The following is a 19,543-nucleotide window of genomic DNA, read 5'->3' on the forward strand; positions in this document are numbered from 1 at the left end:
TCCTAAAACTCTTTTCTTTTATAAATAGCTGTAGAAACTAGAGAGGAGAGGCATAGCAGTATAAGCCCGACAAAAGGTGCTACATAGATAAATTGCTTTAAATATAAAAAGGTATGGGTCGTATCAGGGATATACTGTTTAAACATCCCCATTAAGAAGCCAGGGATAAAACAAAGCGCAATGAGGACTATCCTTCCTTTAATAGAGCCAAATTGAATATAGATAGGTAGTAATAAAGCTAACAGACAGAGCGCCAATGTTACAATCAAATTAAATGTTAGAAAAAATTCTGAAGTGATTTCGTTATTGGTAAAAAAATTAATAAAAAATAGGAGAGGTAAAGCCGTAACAAGACCGATAATCATTAGCACAACACTAAGTATATATTTACTAAGAACTATATCCCCTTTAGAAATTGGCAAAGTATTGGCATACTTATCCCAGTTACTTTGTTCATCGTAGCTAAGGGCAGTTATGGCTTGTATCGTTACAATAAAGACAACAACAGCTAGAAGCATTGAGCTTTGCTGCATAAATATCGCCATCATAAGAAGAAATAATAGAACAAATGCCTGTGCTTTCATTTGACGTTGAATGGTCATTAAATCTTTGAGGATAAGACCTACCATATTCAAACACTACCTTTCACAAAAAATAGCATGATATCTTCTATAGAAGGTCTTTCAAGTCTGAAAGCCTCATTTACTTCATTTTTCAGAACTAAAGCTTCTATTCCAAACGCACCAGGACGTGTTCTCAGGATAGCATGCTCTGGTAAGTCGCTTACTTCCTCACTGTTCCCTTTGAAAATCCCATATTCATATAATAGAGCATCTTTACTCTCACTCAATAAAATTTCACCATTATGAATTAACGTAATATAGTCAGCAATTTTTTCTAAATCGCTTGTAATATGCGAAGAAAATAAAATGCTATGTGTTTCATCCTGCATAAATGCTAAAAATAAATCTAAAATTTCATCCCGAATAATAGGGTCTAATCCACTTGTTGGTTCATCTAAAATCAATAATTTTGGATGATGTGCCAATGCTAATGCGATCGATAGCTTCATCCTCATCCCTCGTGATAGTTCCTTAATCTTCTTCCTCTTTGGCACATTAAATTGAGCTAATCGATCAAAATAATAGCCTGAATCCCATGTTTGAAATACTTTTCTCATGATTTTGTCGAGTTGCGTCGCATTTAGCGTTTCTGGAACATGTAAATCGTCAAATACCACGCCGATGTCGTTTTTTATCGATAGCTCATGTTCGACATGATCTTTGCCAAATAGCAAAATTTCGCCATATTCTTTTTTTAATAAATTTAGCATGCATTTTATCGTTGTTGATTTTCCAGCTCCATTTTCTCCAACAAAGCCCATAACAGTTCCTTGTGGGACGGAAAAACTTATATCTTTTAGAGAAAAGCCTTCAAAGCCCTTATGTAAATCATGAATTTCAATGGCGTTCATTTTACTTATCCTCCTCTAACATTAAAGATAGTAGTTCTTGCAATTCTTCACTAGAAAGACCAGCCGTTTTCGCTACTTTTACTGCCTTTTGCAAATGCTCCTCTACCTGCCTTAATAGCTCCTCGCGTAGAAAGTCTTGGTTTCGTTCTGTGACAAAGCTCCCTTTACCAGCAACTGTTTCAATGAAACCATCTCGCTCTAAATCAGCATAAGCACGTTTAGTGGTCATCACACTTATTTTTAAATCCTTTGCTAGGGCACGGATAGACGGTAGAGCATCACCTGCCTGTAATTTATTGGCTAAAATAGCTTCTTTGAGCTGTATGGTGATTTGCTCATAAATAGGTTTTTCACTCGCATTACTCAAATGGATATGCACAAATCATCACCTCTTATAACTGTGTATATACAGTATATACAGGTGGTAATACAAATGCAACATTTTCGTACTTTTGGTAGGGGTCACGATTTGCAAAAACTCGGCATATATTGAGGTAACGGCTCAAGGAGGGAGATGAGGCATGCTACTATCTGAGATGGTGGATAAGGAGTTAATTCAAATTGAGGGTGGCGTACATTTTGGCATCTTGGCACATACAGAATGCCTATTAGATGTGCAAACAGGGAAAATACATGGTTTTGAAATTGTGAAAGATAAACTACCATTCCAAAAAAAGAAAATGAAAGTTAGTGAAATGATACCTTGGCATGAAATTATTTTAATTGGTGAAGATCGTATTTTATTTAATAAGACATCAACAGTACAGTCAGAATATTTACAGTGAGGTGAGCTTTTGGAAAACGAAAAATGGCTTGTTATCGGTGAGGACTCACGGTTAAAGGAACTAGCTACAATGCTAAGAAGTCCATCGAGAACAGTGTTTTATAAAAGAACGACCGTATGGAACGAGGAGTTAAATAAACTTGTTTTAGAATACCAGCCTAATAAAATCATACTACCGATTCTTCCATTAAAAATAGAAGTTGAGCAGCTCTATGGTATATCACAAGTGAAATTTTATACAGGTCGATTAACTATGCATTGGAAGCAATTACTAGAGAAGAATGAATCGATTTGTTATTTACAGCAAGAATCTTTTATTTGGCAAAATGCTCGGTTAACAGCGGAGGGATTTATCGCCACGTTTTACGGACTCGAGCAAAAATGTATTTACGGACAAAATTTCACAATCGCAGGCTTTGGGCGCATCGCCAAAATGCTCGCCTCTTTACTAGTTAAAATGGGTGCGAATGTTCATATTGTTGCACGTTCTGTTGTACAAGTGAGTGAAGCAAAAGCATATGGTTATAAAGCCACGAATTTAGATGATCGTCAATGGTCTATTACGGATGGCATTTTTATTAATACAATTCCTGCTAAATGGATTACAGAGTCTTTTATAGAGCATGTTCCAGCAGTATTATATGACTTGGCCTCCGAGCCAGGCTGTTTAGATATAGATACTGAGCAATTACAAACATATGTACTATTGCCATCATTGCCTGGGAAATACTTTGCACATGACGCAGCTACAATATTGTGCAAGGCAATAGAGGAGGAAGAAAATTGTTAACGGGGAAACGAATAGGCCTAGGTATTACTGCTTCTCATTGTACGTATGAAGATGTAGTACCTAAAATTCAAAATTTTATTGATGTCGGAGCAACAGTTATTCCAATCATTACGCATTCCGTTTTACATGCAGCTACCCGCTTTGGTACTGGTGAAGAATGGATTGCCAAAATAGAAGCATTGACAGGAGAAAAAGTTATTTCTTCTATAAAAGAGGCGGAGCCATTTGGCCCATCCAATCCATTAGATGCAATGGTTATCGCACCCATGACGGGCAATAGCATAAGTAAATTTGCTAATGCAGCAACAGATAGTCCTGTCTTAATGGCAGCGAAGGCAACTTTGCGTAATGGTTCGCCTGTAGTTTTAGGTATTTCCACAAATGATGCACTAGGCTTAAATGGCATAAATATTATGAAGTTGTTAAATGCCAAAAATATATACTTTATCCCATTTGGTCAGGATGCCCCCCACTCCAAACCAAATTCTTTAATTGCTGATTTTGAACAAATGGTGGATACTGTTCATGCAGCAATTACGCAGAAAAAGCAATTACAACCGCTGTTGATACAATATTTCAAATAAATAAGAGATTACACACAATTTTCAGTATTTTTGTGATACAATAGCACACATTATGGAACATGTATTCAAGGAGAGATGACAGATGACAAAGCAGTTAACAGTTGCGGTTGTTGGGGCAACAGGAGCAGTAGGTTCGAAAATGATGGAGCAATTAATTAAACGTAAATTTCCGATTGGACATATTAAATTTCTAGCTTCTGCTCGTTCAGCAGGAAAATCAATCGAATTTAATGGTGAAACATATACAATTGAAGAAGCGACACCTGAGGCTTTCGAAGGCGTCAATGTCGCTTTATTCTCAGCTGGTGGTTCAGTATCAGCTGTGCTTGCACCAGAAGCAGCTAAGCGTGGTGCAGTAGTTATTGATAATACGAGCCATTTTCGTATGGATCCAGAGGTACCGCTTGTCGTGCCTGAAGTGAATCGAGGCGACTTAGCGAAGCATAAAGGGATTATTGCGAATCCAAACTGCTCTACAATTCAAATGGTAGCTGCACTTGAACCAATTCGTAATGCATTTGGTTTAACAAAAGTAATCGTTTCAACTTATCAGGCAGTATCGGGTGCGGGGATTTCTGCGATCCAAGAATTAAAGGCACAAAGCGAAAACTGGGATGCAGGTAAAGATGTAGAAGCAAATATTTTACCGTCTGGTAGTGATAAACGTCATTACCCAATTGCTCGTAATGTCATTCCACAAATCGATAAATTCACAGATAATGGATTTACATACGAAGAAATGAAAATGATTAATGAGACGAAAAAAATCATGCATGCACCAGAGCTAAAAGTAGCGGCTACTTGCGTTCGTGTGCCAGTCGTTTCAGGTCACTCTGAATCTGTTTATATTGAGGTAGAGAAAGAAGCGTCAATCCAAGAGATTTTTGACGTATTACGCAATGCACCAGGTGTGGTATTACAAGATGATATTGCAACACAAACTTACCCAATGCCTATTTATGCAGAAGGAGAAGACGCTACTTTTGTAGGACGTATCCGTCAAGATTTAGACAACAGCAAAGGATTCCATCTATGGATCGTTTCTGACAATTTATTAAAAGGCGCCGCATTAAACTCTATCCAAATTGCAGAAGCAATGCTTGAGGATAACTTACTATAAGAGGGGTGTAAGGATGAATTTAGGTCGAATTGGAACGGCTATGATTACGCCGTTCAAAAATGATGGCACGATTAATTATCCAGAACTAGAACGTATTATTAATCATTTAATAGATAACGGTACAGATTGTATTGTTGCTTGTGGTACGACTTCTGAAAACCCAACTATGTCTACTGAAGAAAAAATTGAAGTTGTGCGCTTTACAGTAGAGAAAGTAGCAGGTCGCGTACCTGTTATTGCAGGTACTGGGGACAATGAAACAGCTTACTCTATCGCTATGACACATAAAGCAGAAGAAAATGGAGCGGACGGCATTATGCTTGTAGCTCCCTACTATAATAAGCCTAATCAACGTGGGATTTTTGCTCACTTTGAAACCATTGCTAAACAAACGAGTCTTCCTGTTATGCTCTATAATGTCCCAGGGCGTACTGGTGTCAATGTTGCCTATGAAACTTCTGTTGCTTTAAGCAAGATTCCTAATATTGCTTGGATTAAAGAAGCGAGCGGTAACTTAGATCAGATGGGTGATGTTATTGAGAACGTTGATCCAGATGATGATTTCTTAGTGTATAGTGGGGATGATGGTTTAACACTCCCACTAATGGCCATTGGCGGAGCAGGTGTTATTTCTGTAGCGGCCCATGTGGTAGGCAATGATATGCAATTAATGATTAAAGCGTTTGAAGAAGGAAATCATAAGCTAGCAGCCAAAATTCACAGAGCCTTATTACCTTTAGTACGTGCGCTGTTCGCTCAACCCAACCCTTCGCCGATTAAATATGCGATGACAAAATTAGGCTTTGATACACTCAATGTTCGTTTGCCAATGATGGAAATGACAGATGAAGAGAAAGCTAATTTTGATCGAATTTGGGATACGTATCAAGAAAAAGCGAAAAGTTTTAGATAAATAGCAACGAGGCTGAAACTCTATCAGCCTCGTTTTTTGTATGCATAAAGTAAAAAAAATTCACAAATCCGTAACTCCTCGTCCTCACAAATACTTATATGACTCTATTTATACAGGATATCCAATATTTGTTTTCCATCTGCAAGTAATAAGCAAATAGCAAGAAAATCTATTTCCAACATGAAACATGTATTTTTAATTTGTGCAAAAGCTTTGCAAACCGTATAATAAATGTTAAGTGGTTGCTGTTCGGGATATTTTTTAGGAGGAAATAAATTGACAAAAAAGAAAAATGAATTAATCCGCATCATCCCTCTTGGGGGTGTTGGCGAAATTGGGAAAGCAATGTACGTAGTAGAAATTGATGAAGAGCTATTTGTGGTGGATAGCGGCTTAATGTTCCCAGAAGATGAAATGTTAGGTATAGATATCGTAATTCCTGACATTACGTACTTAGAAGAAAATAAAGAACGTGTGAAAGGTATTTTCTTAACACATGGTCATGAAGATGCGATCGGCTCTATTGCCTATGTTTTACAAAAAATTAAGGCACCTGTGTACGGATCGAAATTAACCATTGCATTAGCAAAGGAACATTTAAAAGAATTACCTGCACCACATCAGGTGAAATTTTTTGAAGTAACAAACCGTAGTCGTATGAATTTTAACTCAACGTATGTAACATTCTTCCACACAACACATAGTATTCCCGATTCGTTAGGGGTAGTGTTCCATACATCTGAAGGCGCGATTGTTCATACAGGAGAGTTTAAATTCGACCAGTCAGCGACAGGTAAATTTAAACCTGATTTAGCAAAAATGGCACAGCTAGGCGAAGACGGCGTCTTTATTCTATTATCTGAGTCTTGCGAAGCTGAGCGACCAGGATATACAACATCAGAGATTGTCATTGAAGAACAATTATCAAAAACATTCCACTCAGCACCAGGTCGTATTTTAGTAGCTGTTTATGCATCGAATTTTATTCGTATTCAACAAGTTTTTGCCCAAGCCCAGAAATCATTCCGTAAAGTTGTGATTGTGGGTAAACCATTGGAAAAAGCGGTTGATCTAGGCGTACAGCTTGGTTATTTAACAGTTGAAGAAGATACAATTATTCCAATTTCGGAAATGCAAAAATATCAAGATGATGAAATTATCATTATTGCAACAGGCAATAGAGGAGAACCGCTCGATGCTTTAGAAAAAATTGTCCGTAAGCACCATCGTGACATTAAAATTAAACAAGGTGATACAGTATTAATCACCTTTACACCTTCTCCAGGTATGGAAGTACAAATGGCGAATGCAATGAACTCGATGTCAAAAGCAGGCGCTGAAATTTTGACTTCTAGCAAAAATGTTCATGTTTCAGGACATGGTAGTCAAGAAGATTTAAAGCTGATGCTAAACTTAATGCAGCCAAAATATTTTATTCCTGTACAAGGTGAATACCGTATGCTAATTGCGCACTCCAAATTAGCACAACAGCTTGGTATGCAAAAATCCCAAATTTTTATCGCCGATAAAGGGGATATCGTAGAATATAAAAATAATAAAATGCGCATGAGTGGTCGTGTACAAGCTGGTAATGTCTTGATTGACGGTATTGGTGTAGGCGATGTAGGTAATATTGTACTTCGTGACCGAAAATTATTATCACAGGATGGCATTTTCATTGTGGTGGTAACATTAAATCGAGCACAAAAGAAAATTGCCTCAGGCCCAGAGATTTTATCACGAGGCTTTGTCTATGTACGAGAATCAGAGGAATTAATGATTGAGGCATCTGACATTGCGAAGAATGTGATTGAAAAGTATGTTGGGAAAGAAACCTTTGAATGGACGAATATTAAACAAGAAATTCGAGATACTCTCAATACGTATTTATTCCAAAAAACAAAACGTCGCCCAATGATTATTCCTATTATTATGGAATATTAATTGAACAAGCTCATCGTATATGCTTTGAGGAAAAAATAAATGAAAAAGGATTTTCTCCCAATTGCGGTGGAAAATCCTTTTTTTGAAATATTCAAGTTCTACATGTGATGATTCGCTACATATATAGAATGGATTGCAGAAGAAGGTGAAATAGATGGCAGTTAGTAAGAGGAAAAAAGTTACTAAAAGTAAATCGACAGCGGAAAAAAAAGAAATGCATCCGCTGATGTACGAAATTTTAGGACTGCTTTTAATTGCATTAGCAGTCATTATGATTTTTGAATACGGCATGATCGGGCGTATTCTACAAACAATCGCCATGTTTCTTTTAGGTAATTTACATTTTGCTGTTCCATTTATGCTTATATTTATTGCATTGTTAATGATGATTGGCCGTAAAAAAATAGGAATAAAGGATCGATTAGTACTTGGTATGTTCCTCATCGTTATGAGCTTAACGATTTTTAGTCATGGCATATTATTTGAACAACTATCCAAATCAGGTGGCCTACTATCTGATTCTGTGCTACGTGAATCGTGGCGAATTTTGATTAATACAGATGGCATACTTCATCGTAGTAATGCGCTTGGTGGTGGGATGCTTGGTGCCCTATTATTTAGTGGGCTTCATGTGTTGTTTGAAGCCTCGGGGGCGAAAGTTGTTGCTTGGGTTATTTTCTTTATTGGATTAATTCTTGTCACGGGTAAAGCATTGATGCCTTATTTAGCAGAAAAAACGCCAGATCTATTTGGCAAATGGAAAAAAAAGCACCGTGATAAGAAAAAAAATACACCGAAAAAACCAAATAATCGTCGTTCGAGAGTAGAGAGTGGGGATGAGGTAGCAGCTGTTAATCAATCTATAGATATGCCTGAACAAGAAGAGGAAATGCCTCATGAGCCGATTATCTCTGCTTTTACACAGAACGTGTCACAGGAAAGAGAAGTGTTTGATACGCCTCACATGGTGGAAAATGAACTAGAAGAAGCAACGGATGATGTCCAGATTCAGGGTACAGATGCAGTAGAAAATGCAGACTATCAGCTTCCATCTTATAGTCTATTGCAATTACCACCACAACATGATCAAAGTGGTGAATATTCAGTGATTCAAGCGAATGCCAAAAAGCTTGAGCAAACATTACAAAGCTTTGGAGTAAAGGCAAAGGTGACACAAGTGCATTTAGGTCCGGCCGTCACGAAATATGAAATTTTACCAGATATCGGTGTGAAAGTAAGTAAAATTGTCAATTTGCAAGATGATCTTGCATTAGCATTGGCGGCTAAAGATATTCGGATGGAAGCCCCAATTCCTGGGAAATCCGCGATTGGTATTGAAGTACCTAACAGTGAGGTAGCCATTGTAACACTTCGTGAGGTATTAGAATCGAAGGATAGTGCGAAGCCTGAAGCATTATTACAAGTAGCATTTGGTCGTGACATAACAGGACAAGCTGTACTAGCGGAACTCAATAAAATGCCACATTTACTTGTAGCTGGTTCAACAGGTAGTGGGAAAAGTGTTTGTATAAATGGCATTGTTGTATCCATACTAATGCGTACAAAACCGCATGAAGTAAAGCTCATGATGATCGACCCAAAAATGGTAGAATTAAACGTTTATAATGGCATACCGCACTTATTAGCGCCTGTCGTAACGGATGCCCGCAAAGCTTCGCAAGCACTGAAAAAAGTGGTGTCTGAAATGGAACGTCGCTATGATTTGTTTTCTCATACAGGTACAAGAAATATTGAGGGCTATAATGCACATGTACAAAAGGTTAATGAGCAAACAGAAGAAAAGCATCCAAAGCTACCTTATATTGTAGTGATTGTAGATGAGTTAGCGGATTTGATGATGGTCGCATCAAGTGATGTAGAGGATTCGATTACACGATTAGCTCAAATGGCACGTGCAGCGGGAATCCATTTGATTATTGCAACGCAAAGACCAAGTGTAGATGTTTTAACAGGTGTCATTAAAGCTAATATTCCATCGCGAATTGCTTTTGCAGTTTCTTCAGCTATTGATTCGAGAACGATTTTAGATATGGGCGGAGCAGAACGATTACTTGGTCGCGGAGATATGTTATTTTTACCAGCAGGTGCATCGAAACCAAAACGGGTACAAGGAGCCTTTTTATCGGATCAAGAGGTTGAGGCTGTTGTGAATTTTGTTATAGAACAGCAAAAAGCTCAGTATCAGGAGGAGATGATACCGACTGAAGAAGAAACCATATTAGAAGAAACCGATGATTTATATGATGAAGCGGTTCAATTAGTTGTCAATATGCAAACAGCATCTGTCTCTATGCTTCAACGTCGCTTCCGTATTGGGTATTCAAGAGCTGCACGTATTGTTGATCAGATGGAGCAACGCGGTATTGTCGGGCCACCAGAGGGTAGTAAACCTCGTCAAGTACTTGTTCACCAATACGATAACTAAAACTCGATAATGGTGAGAGCAATTGTATTTTTGTCCAAAAATTTGCAAATAAAATAAAGAAAGAATGAATTCTATAACAGATTTTACTCAAAACTGTTTATTTCATTCTGCAAAAATGTTATATTTATGAACGATTAGTAGGAATGTTGTACATCAGATGTCTGATCTCTGATTTTGGTGGTGATATATGTGACTATTAAAGCAGATCATCGTCATCTCTATCTTCAAGTAATCGATCGTTTAAAATCTGACATTGAGGCTGGCATTTTTAAAGAAAATGAAAAGCTGCCTTCAGAATTTGAATTATCGAAATCACTAGGAGTCAGTCGAGCAACACTTAGAGAAGCACTTCGACTGTTGGAAGAGGAAAATGTGATTGTGCGCCGACATGGGGTAGGGACTTTTGTCAACCCTAAGCCGTTGTTTACATCAGGCATCGAGCATTTATCAAGCATTTCTTCAATGATTGAGACAGCAGGTATGGAGCCGGGTTCGCGTTTTTTAAAAGCAACTGAGCACGTACCTTCTGAGGAAGATTTAAAACGCTTCCAAAGTGATGGCGAAGATAAAATACTCACGATTGAACGTGTCAGAACAGCAGATGGTGAGCCAGTAGTATACTGCATAGACAGGCTACCCGCAAGCTTCCTGCCTACTGACTTTGTCGAAAAAAAAGAAGTTTCACTGTTCTCTGCACTTGAACAATCTGGCAAAATTCATGTAGCTTATGCCGTAACTTATATTGATCCAGTTGGGTATCATGAACAAGCCTCACCGATTTTAAATTGTGGACGTGAGACAGCTCTTTTAGTGTTAAAGCAATTGCATTACGACGATCATGATCAAGTAGTGCTCTATTCAAAAAATTATTTCCGAGCTGATAAATTCAGCTTCCATGTAGTTCGTAAACGGGTGTAGAACATTTCTAAATTTTTTCCTGCTAATTACAATACCTTTGGGGGGTTAATTAAATGAAAAAACGTAAATTTGGTTTAGTATTAACATCAGTATTAGCGGCAAGTGCTATTTTAGGTGCTTGTGGTACGAAAGACGACGAAAAGCCAGCGAAAGAAAATGACAATGCTTCAGGTGGCGAAAGCACAGAAGAAGCTTTCTCAGTAGCAATGGTTACTGACGTAGGTGGCGTTGATGACAAATCATTCAACCAATCTGCATGGGAAGGTGTACAAGCTTACGGTAAAGAGCACGGTTTATCAAAAGGTGATGGTGGTTTTGACTACCTACAATCAGCTTCAGATGCTGACTATGAAACAAACTTAAACAACTTAGTTCGTCGTGACTTTAACTTAGTATTTGGTATCGGGTTCATGATGGCTGATGCAATTGATGCAATTGCTTCTGAAAATCCAGATAACCACTTTGCATTAATCGATGCTGAAGTAGAAGCAGACAACGTAGTAAATGTACTGTTCAAAGAGCAAGAAGGTGCTTTCTTAGCAGGTGTTGCTGCAGCAAAAACATCTAAAACAGGTAAAATCGGCTTCGTAGGTGGCGTTGATATTCCAGTTATTAACCGTTTCCACGCTGGTTTCGTTGAAGGGGCTAAAGCAGTAAACCCAGATATCGATATTCAAGTAAAATATACTGGTGCGTTTGATAAAGCAGATCTTGGTAAAATTACAGCGAACAGTATGTATTCTTCAGGTGTAGATGTAATCTTCCACGCTGCTGGTGCAACAGGTAACGGTGTATTCTCTGAAGCAAAAGAGCGTAAAGCGAAAGATCCAAATGCAGATGTATGGGTTATCGGTGTAGATGCTGACCAATACGAAGAAGGTAAAATTGACGATAAAACAAATGTTACATTAACTTCTATGTTAAAAGGTGTTAATACAGCAGTAGTAGATATTTCAAATAGAGCAAAAAATGGTGATTTCCCAGGTGGAGAAACACTTGTTTACGGTTTAGCTGAAGATGGTGTTAAACTTGCGGATTCTCGCGGTGCGATTCCAGAAGATGTACAAAAAGTAATCGACGAATATAAAGAGAAAATTGCTAAGGGTGAAATCAAAGTTCCTGAAAAAGTGGAAAAATAATTCATCTTTTGATCATCATAAGGGACTTCTAGAAGGACCTTATGATGATTTTTCAATCTATCGTTGTATTTAGATTATTTGCAATACTCTATTTAACTAGATTTATATGAAACTTATAGAGGTAGTAATTATGAGTATGGTAACAAGTTAATAGAAGAAAGGTTTCTAACGATGACCTTTCCTGTATTAATTTAGCAAAACACCTACCTCTATAGGTGGGATATTAAATCGGTCAAATAAAATATATAGCCTCTGGTAGAAATTTAATTACTGGACGTATGGCTTGTCTGTACCATCAATCATGTAGCAGCAGATACTATACGCTAAGGCGAAAATACTTAATAATAGTGCCTATTAAGGGAGTGACAAATTTGGATTATGTGATTGAAATGCTAGGAATCCGTAAAGAATTCGGTAATTTCGTGGCGAATAATAATATCACCCTCCAACTGAAACAAGGCGAGATTCATGCATTGCTAGGTGAAAATGGTGCAGGTAAATCGACTTTGATGAACGTACTTTTTGGTTTGTATCAACCAGAGGGTGGCGAAATTCGTGTACGTGGGAAGGCTGTAAAAATTACAAACCCGAATATTGCCAATGATTTAGGGATTGGCATGGTGCATCAACATTTTATGTTGGTAGAGAACTTTACGGTAACAGAAAATATCATTTTAGGCACTGAGCCTACTAAAATGGGAATTGTTAATATAAAAGATGCAGCTAAGAAAGTACAAGCACTTTCTGAAAAGTATGGATTAGATGTTGATCCAAATGCCAAAATCGAGGACATCACGGTTGGTATGCAACAACGTGTTGAGATTTTAAAAACATTGTATCGTGGTGCTGAAATTTTAATTTTTGATGAACCAACTGCATCATTAACACCACAAGAAATTACTGAATTAATTCAAATAATGCGTCGGCTTATTGCAGAAGGTAAATCCATTATTTTAATTACGCATAAGCTAAAAGAAATTATGGAAGTTTCAGATCGTGTAACGATTATCCGCAAGGGAGAAGGGATTGGCACTGTTGTAACCGCTGCCACAAATCCTGAACAGCTTGCTGAAATGATGGTTGGCCGTCAAGTTGAATTTAAAACGGAAAAAACGGATGCGAAACCAACTGACGAAGTGCTAGCGGTTGAGAACTTGGTTGTTACGGATTATCGAAACATTGATAAAGTAAAAGGTCTTAATTTAAATGTTCGTAAAGGTGAAATCGTAGGTATTGCTGGGATTGATGGTAATGGTCAATCTGAGCTAATTGAGGCCATTACAGGTCTACGTAAAATCAAAAGTGGTAAAGTCAAACTGAATGGTAAAGATATTACAAACATGAAGCCTCGTAAAATTACTGAGGAAGGTGTGGGGCATATCCCACAAGACCGTCATAAGCATGGTTTAGTTTTAGATTTCCCGATTGGTCATAATATTGTTTTGCAAACATATTACCAATCTCCAATCGCGAAGGGCTTTGTCATGGACTATAAAAAAGTGTCAGAGAAAGCTCGCCAAATTATTAGTGAGTACGATGTGCGTACAGGTAATGGGGAAATGACGCCAGCTCGTGCATTATCTGGTGGTAACCAACAAAAAGCTATTATTGGTCGTGAAATTGATCGTAACCCTGATCTATTAATTGCTGCTCTACCAACACGAGGACTTGATGTAGGAGCTATTGAATTCATTCACTCGCGCCTAATTGAGCAACGTGATAAAGGGAAAGCCGTTTTGTTAATCTCATTTGAATTAGATGAGGTTATGAATGTTTCGGATCGAATTGCGGTTATTTATGATGGACAAATTGTCGATGAGTTAAATCCAAAAGAAACGACAGAACAAGAGCTAGGCTTACTAATGGCAGGGCAAAGTAAAAAAAATAACAAGCGTGATGCGAAGGAGGGGAACGAATAATGTCAAATCGTGTCATTAACTTACTCGTTCCTATCATCTCTATCATTATCGGTTTAATTGTAGGAGCTATCGTCATGGTAGTCAGCGGCTATGACCCAGTACAAGGTTATATCGCTCTTTGGACAGGTATTTTTGGAGATTCATATTCAATTGGGAACACAATTCGTCAAATTACACCATATATTTTGGCAGGTCTTGCAGTAGCATTTGCATTCCGTACGGGTCTGTTCAATATCGGTGTTGAAGGTCAGCTGATTTTAGGTTGGCTAGCAGCAGCTTGGGTAGGATATGCTTTTGAATTACCTAAAGTCATTCACTTACCATTGGCATTGCTTGCTGCAGCAGCTGCAGGTGCATTTTGGGCCTTTATTGCAGGTTTCTTAAAAGCGAAATTTAAAGTTCATGAAGTTATTGCGACAATTATGCTAAACTACACTGCGCTTTATATCGCAAACGCAGTGATAAAAAAATTGTCCGATGGCAGCTTTAAAACAGAACGTATCCATGAATCTGCTTCATTACGTTCTCCGTTTTTAAGAGAGCTTACAGACAATTCAAGTCTTCACTATGGGATCATTGTTGCACTTTTAATGGTAGTTGTAATGTGGTTCATTTTAGAAAAAACAACACGTGGCTACGAGCTAAAAGCAGTAGGTTTTAACAAAAATGCTGCTGATTATGCGGGTATGAGTGTTAATAAAAATATTATTTTAGCTATGACGATTTCAGGTATGTTTGCAGGTCTAGGTGGGGCGATGGAAGCTTTAGGTACGTTCCAAAACGCATCCATTAAACCTGGTTTCACAGGAATTGGTTTTGATGGTATTGCCGTTGCGCTACTTGGTGCCAATACACCACTTGGGGTAGTGTTTGGGGCATCACTGTTCGGTTCTTTAAAATATGGTGCATTAAATATGCCAAATGCTGCAGGTATTCCAGAAGAAATCGTATCGATTATCATTGCATTGATTATCTTCTTCGTCGCATCAGGCTATATTATTCGAGTGGGCTTACAGAAGCTGAGCAAGAAAAAGGAGGGACAATAACATGAGCTTTTTAGAAATGTTATATTTCATCATCCCTTCAGCGATTCTTTATGCAACACCGTTGATTTTTACGGCCATCGGTGGGGTGTTCTCTGAACGCTCTGGTGTTGTCAACATCGGGCTAGAAGGCTTAATGATTGTTGGTGCTTTTGTTGGTATTTTTGTCAATTTAGAATTCGCTTCATCATTAGGTGCAGCAACAGTCTGGGTAGCTATGTTAGCAGCTGTTGTGATTGGTGCAATTTTCTCACTTTTCCATGCGGTTGCTTCTATTTCATTCCGTGCCGATCAAACGGTATCAGGGGTAGCGATCAACCTACTGGGCTTGGCTGCTACAGTATTCTTAGTAAAAATGATTTATGATAAAGGTCAAACAGATATGATTGACCAACCGATTCGTCGCTTTGGTATCCCTTACTTAGAGGATATTCCATTCTTCGGTCGTTTACTGTTCCATGATGTTTACAGCACATCTATTTTAGCGTTTGCAGTAGCATTTGGAGCATGGTTTATTATCTATAAAACGCCATTCGGTTTGCGTTTACGTGCTGTAGGTGAACACCCAATGGCAGCAGATACAATGGGTATTAATGTAAATAAAATGCGCTATATTGCAGTGATGATTTCTGGGGCATTGGGTGGTCTTGGTGGTGCAGTTTATGCGCAAACAATTACACACGATTTCTCACACGCAACAATTGCAGGTCAAGGTTTCATGGCCATTGCTGCAATGATTTTCGGGAAGTGGCATCCAATTGGAGCGCTAGGTGCAGCCTTATTCTTTGGTTTAGCGCAAACATTAAGTATTGCAGGGAATCAAATTCCGCTAATCGAGAATGTACCAGCAGTTTATCTGCAAATTTTACCATATGTCTTGACAATCCTTGCTTTAGCAGGCTTTATTGGTAAAGCAAATGCACCAAAAGCGAGTGGACAACCTTATATTAAAGGTAAACGCTAAGAAAAGAATTTCAAGGACTGGGCAAGCTATGCTCAGTCCTTTTTATATATAATTGGCGTATTTTTTAATTTTTCCCATACATACTTTGGATTCCTTTTGCAATTATAGACAATAGACATGTATAGTATGTGTAGTACATCGTTATATTAAGAAGGATAGGAGGGTTTCATATGTTTAAAACAATACCTTTTGCAAAAGGTGTCAATTTGCATATCCGACAAACGACCCAATTTAAAACCGTAAATTTTTCAATTAAATGGAGAAGAGCATTAACGGCTAAAAGTGCATCAGAACGTACAGTATTAACAAATGTACTGCAGCACAGTAATGCTAAATATAAGACGACTGCTGCTTTTCGAAGCTTTTTAGATGACTTGTATGGTACAGTTTTGTATTTTGATACATCGAAGCGAGGAAATGAACATACGGTACTAATGAATGTAGAGACTGTGAATGATCATTATCTAGCGAATACGAGTGTCTTAAACGAGGTTCTTGGTTTATTGCATACAGCCATTTTTGAACCTAATTTAGAAAATGGTGTCTTTAAGGAATCCATTGTAGAACGTGAGAAAAAAACTGTCATTCAACGTATTGAATCTATTTTTGATGATAAATCTCGTTTTGCTCAATTCCGTCTCCAACAAATCCTGAGACCAAATGAACCTGCATCGATTTCAGCCAATGGTAGTGTCGAAGAAATTCAAAAGATTACACCTGCCTCTTTATTTGAGGCTTATGAATCTATGCTAGCTAACGACAAAATCGATATTTATGTTGCTGGAGACATTAATGAAGAAGAAATTGTAGCGAAATTAAAAAAAGCGCTACCATTTAATGATCGTACACCTGAAGAAGTTCCAGCAATACTCCCACAACAACATCCTGACAATGACTATGTAAGAGAACAGCATGAAATGAAACAAGGTAAACTTCATATAGGCTTTAGCACACCTGTCAGATTTGGTGATGCGGATTTTGCTAAAATGCAGATTTTTAATGGCGTCTTTGGTGGATACCCTCATGCCAAATTGTTTATGAATGTTCGGGAAAAAGAGAGCCTTGCTTATTATGCTTCTAGTTCCTATGCATCGCATTATGGTCTCGTGTTCGTTGTATCTGGTATTGAAGCTAAAAATGAAGAAAAAGCACTGTCATTAATAAAAGAACAACTTGCCGTCATGCAGACTGGAAATATTACAGATTTAGAACTTGAGCAAACAAAGGCTATGCTGACGAATCAGCTAAAAGAATCCTTAGATTCTGCACGAGGACAAATCGAAATTTTTGACCAATATAAAGATTTACCTGAGGAATTCTCGGTTGAAGCCTGGGCAAATAAGTGGAAAGCTGTAACAAAGGAAGATGTTGTTGCAATGGCAAAGCAAGTGCAGCTTGAAGCGGTCTATTTCTTATGTGGAAAGGAGCAAGCCGCACAATGAAAACAATAGAATTTAAACAATTAGATGAAACACTTTACTATGAAAAGCTAGACAATGGCTTAGATGTTTATATTTTGCCGAAAAAGGGCTTTTCTAAAACATTTGTTACATTTACAACAAAGTACGGCTCTGTCGATCGTACGTTTGTGCCAATTGGTGAAACGGAAAGTATTACTGTACCAGATGGTATTGCACACTTTTTAGAGCATAAAATGTTCGAAAAAGAGGATGGCGATGTTTTCCAAAAGTTTAGCGAATACGGTGCTTCTGCCAATGCATTTACATCGTTTACACGTACGGCTTATTTATTTTCATCTACTGACAATATTTATAAAAGTACAGAAACTTTATTGAATTTTGTCCAAGAACCATATTTTACAGAAGCTACTGTCAACAAAGAAAAAGGAATTATTGGGCAAGAAATTACAATGTACGATGATCAACCAGATTGGCGTCTATATTTTGGCACGATCGAAAATATGTATCATCATCACCCTGTAAAAATTGATATCGCCGGTACGATTGAATCGATTGATGGCATTACTGCGGAGCATTTATATACGTGCTACAACACGTTTTATCATCCTTCGAATATGTTGTTATTTGTAATTGGTGCTGTAGAACCAGAGGAAATGATGACGTTTATTCGTGACAATCAAGGCAAGAAAGAGTTCCCAGAGCCAGCGCCAATTCAACGCTTCTTTGATACAGAACCAACAGAGGTAGCGGTGAAAGAACGTACATTAAATATGGATGTTCAAAAACCGAAAATTTATGTTGGCTTAAAAGCGAAAGACACTAATTTATCTGGTCAAGACATGTTAAAGCATGAGTTATCGGTTCAGATTGCGCTTGAACTTATTTTTGGACGTACCTCTGATTTTTATGAACGTGTTTATGAGGAAGGTTTAATCGATGAGACATATGCTTTTGATTTTACCTTAGAAAATGGCTTTGGGTTTGCCATGATCGGTTCAGATTCAGCAGAGCCTGATAAATTGGCAAAAACAATTATGGACGAATTAGCAAAATATGAAGGAATTAGCCAATTTGATCGTGCTGGTTTGGATCGTATAAAACGCAAAAAAATTGGTTTCTTCCTACGTGCACTTAATTCGATCGAGTTTATCGCAAACCAATTCACACGATATTCCTTTAATGACATGAATTTATTTGATGTAGTACCTGTACTTGAGACATTAACCGTTGAAGATTTACAAAAAGCATTTGCCTCTATCCAAGGTGAAACGCAGCAAACAGTCTTTAAAATTCTGCCAAGTAAGCAGGCTAAACAGTGAAAAAGTTTGCCCTTGTTTTAGGTGCATCAGGTGATATCGGTCATGCCATTTGTCAAAGCTTAGCTGAGGACGGCTGGTCCATCTATATACATTATTCAAACAATCAAAATGCGGCACAGAGATTATGTGAAATGCTTTCCGAAAATTTCCCTGCACAAGAGTTTATGCTTGTACAGGGGGATTTTTCAATCGTTAATGGAGCAGAAATGGTAGCAGCGCAAATTTTTAATGTGCAGGCTATTGTATTTGCCAATGGTCAAGCCCATTATTCATTGCTGGAAGATACGACAGTGGGGGATATGGATGCTTTATGGCGTGTTCATGTTCAAAATCCCATGCGGCTGACAGCTTTACTTTCTGGAAAACTTCGCAAGCATGATGTGAGCTATGTCTTATTTATCGGCTCCATTTGGGGAGAGGCTGGTTCAGCAGGAGAGGCACTTTATGCAACTGTTAAGGGTGCGCAACATGCTTTTGTCAAATCCTATGCAAAAGAAGCGGCATTATCTCGGATTAGAGTGAATGCTATTGCTCCTGGCTTTATAAATACCTCCATGAACAGCCATCTAAGTCAAGAAGAGCTTCAATACATTTTGGACGATATTCCACTAGGCTCCATTGGACAAACAAAGGATGTAGCTGAAATGGTCCGTTTTTATTTGTCTGGTAAAGCCGATTATGTGACAGGACAAATCGTACGATTAAATGGTGGTTGGTACATATAATATTCTCTTTTGCACATACTACATGTGAAAAGGAGGAGGA

Annotated in this window: 18 protein-coding genes; 15 read left to right on the forward strand and 3 right to left on the reverse strand. The window is 37.9% G+C overall.

Features of this window, described 5'->3' with window-relative positions; genetic code table 11:
• Positions 1-2: 2 nt before the first annotated feature.
• The 3 genes from JTI58_RS14700 to JTI58_RS14710 are packed head-to-tail and all read right to left on the reverse strand — an operon-like array spanning position 3 to position 1,853.
• Entirely contained in the window at positions 3-629 is a 627-nt protein-coding gene (locus JTI58_RS14700; RefSeq protein WP_205442004.1) for an ABC-2 transporter permease, read from the reverse strand.
• 2 nt (positions 630-631) lie between these two features.
• Positions 632-1,474, reverse strand: a complete 843-nt coding sequence (locus JTI58_RS14705; protein ID WP_205442005.1) for an ABC transporter ATP-binding protein — start codon at positions 1,472-1,474, stop codon at positions 632-634.
• A 1-nt stretch (position 1,475) separates the two neighbouring features.
• Positions 1,476-1,853, reverse strand: a complete 378-nt coding sequence (locus tag JTI58_RS14710; protein ID WP_205442006.1) for a GntR family transcriptional regulator — start codon at positions 1,851-1,853, stop codon at positions 1,476-1,478.
• 142 nt (positions 1,854-1,995) lie between these two features.
• On the opposite strand from JTI58_RS14710, the gene JTI58_RS14715 reads away from it, so the two are divergent.
• The 15 genes from JTI58_RS14715 to ymfI all read left to right on the forward strand — a co-directional run bounded on the left by JTI58_RS14715 (position 1,996) and on the right by ymfI (position 19,503).
• The gene (locus tag JTI58_RS14715) at positions 1,996-2,259 is read left to right on the forward strand and encodes a YlmC/YmxH family sporulation protein (RefSeq protein ID WP_004224966.1); all 264 of its coding nucleotides are present in this window, start codon (positions 1,996-1,998) and stop codon (positions 2,257-2,259) included.
• A gap of 9 nt (positions 2,260-2,268) precedes the next feature.
• Positions 2,269-3,048: an NAD(P)-dependent oxidoreductase gene (locus JTI58_RS14720; RefSeq protein WP_205442007.1), complete on the forward strand. Its 780-nt coding sequence runs from the start codon at positions 2,269-2,271 to the stop codon at positions 3,046-3,048.
• Positions 3,042-3,632 carry a dipicolinate synthase subunit B gene (locus tag JTI58_RS14725; RefSeq protein WP_004224962.1) on the forward strand — a complete coding sequence of 197 codons (591 nt, stop codon included), beginning with the start codon at positions 3,042-3,044 and terminating at the stop codon, positions 3,630-3,632. Before JTI58_RS14720 ends, JTI58_RS14725 begins: the two co-directional genes overlap by 7 nt.
• Positions 3,633-3,714: 82 nt before the next feature.
• Complete coding sequence (locus tag JTI58_RS14730; RefSeq protein WP_205442008.1) at positions 3,715-4,752, forward strand: aspartate-semialdehyde dehydrogenase; 1,038 nt, start codon at positions 3,715-3,717, stop codon at positions 4,750-4,752.
• A gap of 13 nt (positions 4,753-4,765) precedes the next feature.
• Positions 4,766-5,665, forward strand: coding sequence for a 4-hydroxy-tetrahydrodipicolinate synthase (dapA, locus tag JTI58_RS14735; RefSeq protein ID WP_205442010.1), 900 nt, complete (start codon positions 4,766-4,768; stop codon positions 5,663-5,665).
• Positions 5,666-5,941: 276 nt separating this feature from the next.
• Positions 5,942-7,609: a ribonuclease J gene (locus JTI58_RS14740; RefSeq protein WP_205442011.1), complete on the forward strand. Its 1,668-nt coding sequence runs from the start codon at positions 5,942-5,944 to the stop codon at positions 7,607-7,609.
• Between the two features lie 154 nt (positions 7,610-7,763).
• Complete coding sequence (locus JTI58_RS14745; RefSeq protein ID WP_205442013.1) at positions 7,764-10,055, forward strand: DNA translocase FtsK; 2,292 nt, start codon at positions 7,764-7,766, stop codon at positions 10,053-10,055.
• Between the two features lie 189 nt (positions 10,056-10,244).
• A complete protein-coding gene (locus JTI58_RS14750) occupies positions 10,245-10,973 on the forward strand; it encodes a GntR family transcriptional regulator (RefSeq protein ID WP_205442014.1) in 729 nt (242 codons plus the stop codon).
• Positions 10,974-11,026: 53 nt separating this feature from the next.
• Positions 11,027-12,112, forward strand: a complete 1,086-nt coding sequence (locus JTI58_RS14755; protein WP_205442015.1) for a BMP family lipoprotein — start codon at positions 11,027-11,029, stop codon at positions 12,110-12,112.
• A 371-nt stretch (positions 12,113-12,483) separates the two neighbouring features.
• Positions 12,484-14,031, forward strand: coding sequence for an ABC transporter ATP-binding protein (locus JTI58_RS14760; protein ID WP_205442016.1), 1,548 nt, complete (start codon positions 12,484-12,486; stop codon positions 14,029-14,031).
• On the forward strand, positions 14,031-15,077 hold the full coding sequence (locus tag JTI58_RS14765) for an ABC transporter permease (protein ID WP_205442017.1): 1,047 nt from the start codon (positions 14,031-14,033) through the stop codon (positions 15,075-15,077). The genes JTI58_RS14760 and JTI58_RS14765 overlap by 1 nt, the downstream gene beginning before the upstream one ends.
• 1 nt (position 15,078) lies before the next feature.
• Entirely contained in the window at positions 15,079-16,038 is a 960-nt protein-coding gene (locus JTI58_RS14770; protein ID WP_205442018.1) for an ABC transporter permease, read from the forward strand.
• 170 nt (positions 16,039-16,208) lie between these two features.
• On the forward strand, positions 16,209-17,480 hold the full coding sequence (gene yfmF, locus JTI58_RS14775) for an EF-P 5-aminopentanol modification-associated protein YfmF (protein ID WP_205442019.1): 1,272 nt from the start codon (positions 16,209-16,211) through the stop codon (positions 17,478-17,480).
• Positions 17,477-18,778 (forward strand): EF-P 5-aminopentanol modification-associated protein YfmH, encoded by a 1,302-nt coding sequence (gene yfmH / locus JTI58_RS14780; protein WP_205442020.1) that lies wholly within the window; start codon positions 17,477-17,479, stop codon positions 18,776-18,778. The genes yfmF and yfmH overlap by 4 nt, the downstream gene beginning before the upstream one ends.
• Positions 18,775-19,503: an elongation factor P 5-aminopentanone reductase gene (ymfI, locus tag JTI58_RS14785; protein WP_205442021.1), complete on the forward strand. Its 729-nt coding sequence runs from the start codon at positions 18,775-18,777 to the stop codon at positions 19,501-19,503. The genes yfmH and ymfI overlap by 4 nt, the downstream gene beginning before the upstream one ends.
• Positions 19,504-19,543: the final 40 nt, after the last annotated feature.

Origin of the sequence: Lysinibacillus fusiformis (assembly GCF_016925635.1) — a bacterium.
Lineage (GTDB): Bacteria > Bacillota > Bacilli > Bacillales_A > Planococcaceae > Lysinibacillus > Lysinibacillus fusiformis_F.

Coding starts and splice junctions, on each gene's coding strand:
- JTI58_RS14700 (WP_205442004.1), bottom strand. CDS start 629: ATGGTAGGTCTTATCCTCAAAGATTTAATGACCATTCAACGTCAAATG.
- JTI58_RS14705 (WP_205442005.1), bottom strand. CDS start 1,474: ATGAACGCCATTGAAATTCATGATTTACATAAGGGCTTTGAAGGCTTT.
- JTI58_RS14715 (WP_004224966.1), top strand. CDS start 1,996: ATGCTACTATCTGAGATGGTGGATAAGGAGTTAATTCAAATTGAGGGT.
- JTI58_RS14730 (WP_205442008.1), top strand. CDS start 3,715: ATGACAAAGCAGTTAACAGTTGCGGTTGTTGGGGCAACAGGAGCAGTA.
- dapA (WP_205442010.1), top strand. CDS start 4,766: ATGAATTTAGGTCGAATTGGAACGGCTATGATTACGCCGTTCAAAAAT.
- JTI58_RS14745 (WP_205442013.1), top strand. CDS start 7,764: ATGGCAGTTAGTAAGAGGAAAAAAGTTACTAAAAGTAAATCGACAGCG.
- JTI58_RS14755 (WP_205442015.1), top strand. CDS start 11,027: ATGAAAAAACGTAAATTTGGTTTAGTATTAACATCAGTATTAGCGGCA.
- JTI58_RS14765 (WP_205442017.1), top strand. CDS start 14,031: ATGTCAAATCGTGTCATTAACTTACTCGTTCCTATCATCTCTATCATT.
- JTI58_RS14770 (WP_205442018.1), top strand. CDS start 15,079: ATGAGCTTTTTAGAAATGTTATATTTCATCATCCCTTCAGCGATTCTT.
- yfmF (WP_205442019.1), top strand. CDS start 16,209: ATGTTTAAAACAATACCTTTTGCAAAAGGTGTCAATTTGCATATCCGA.
- yfmH (WP_205442020.1), top strand. CDS start 17,477: ATGAAAACAATAGAATTTAAACAATTAGATGAAACACTTTACTATGAA.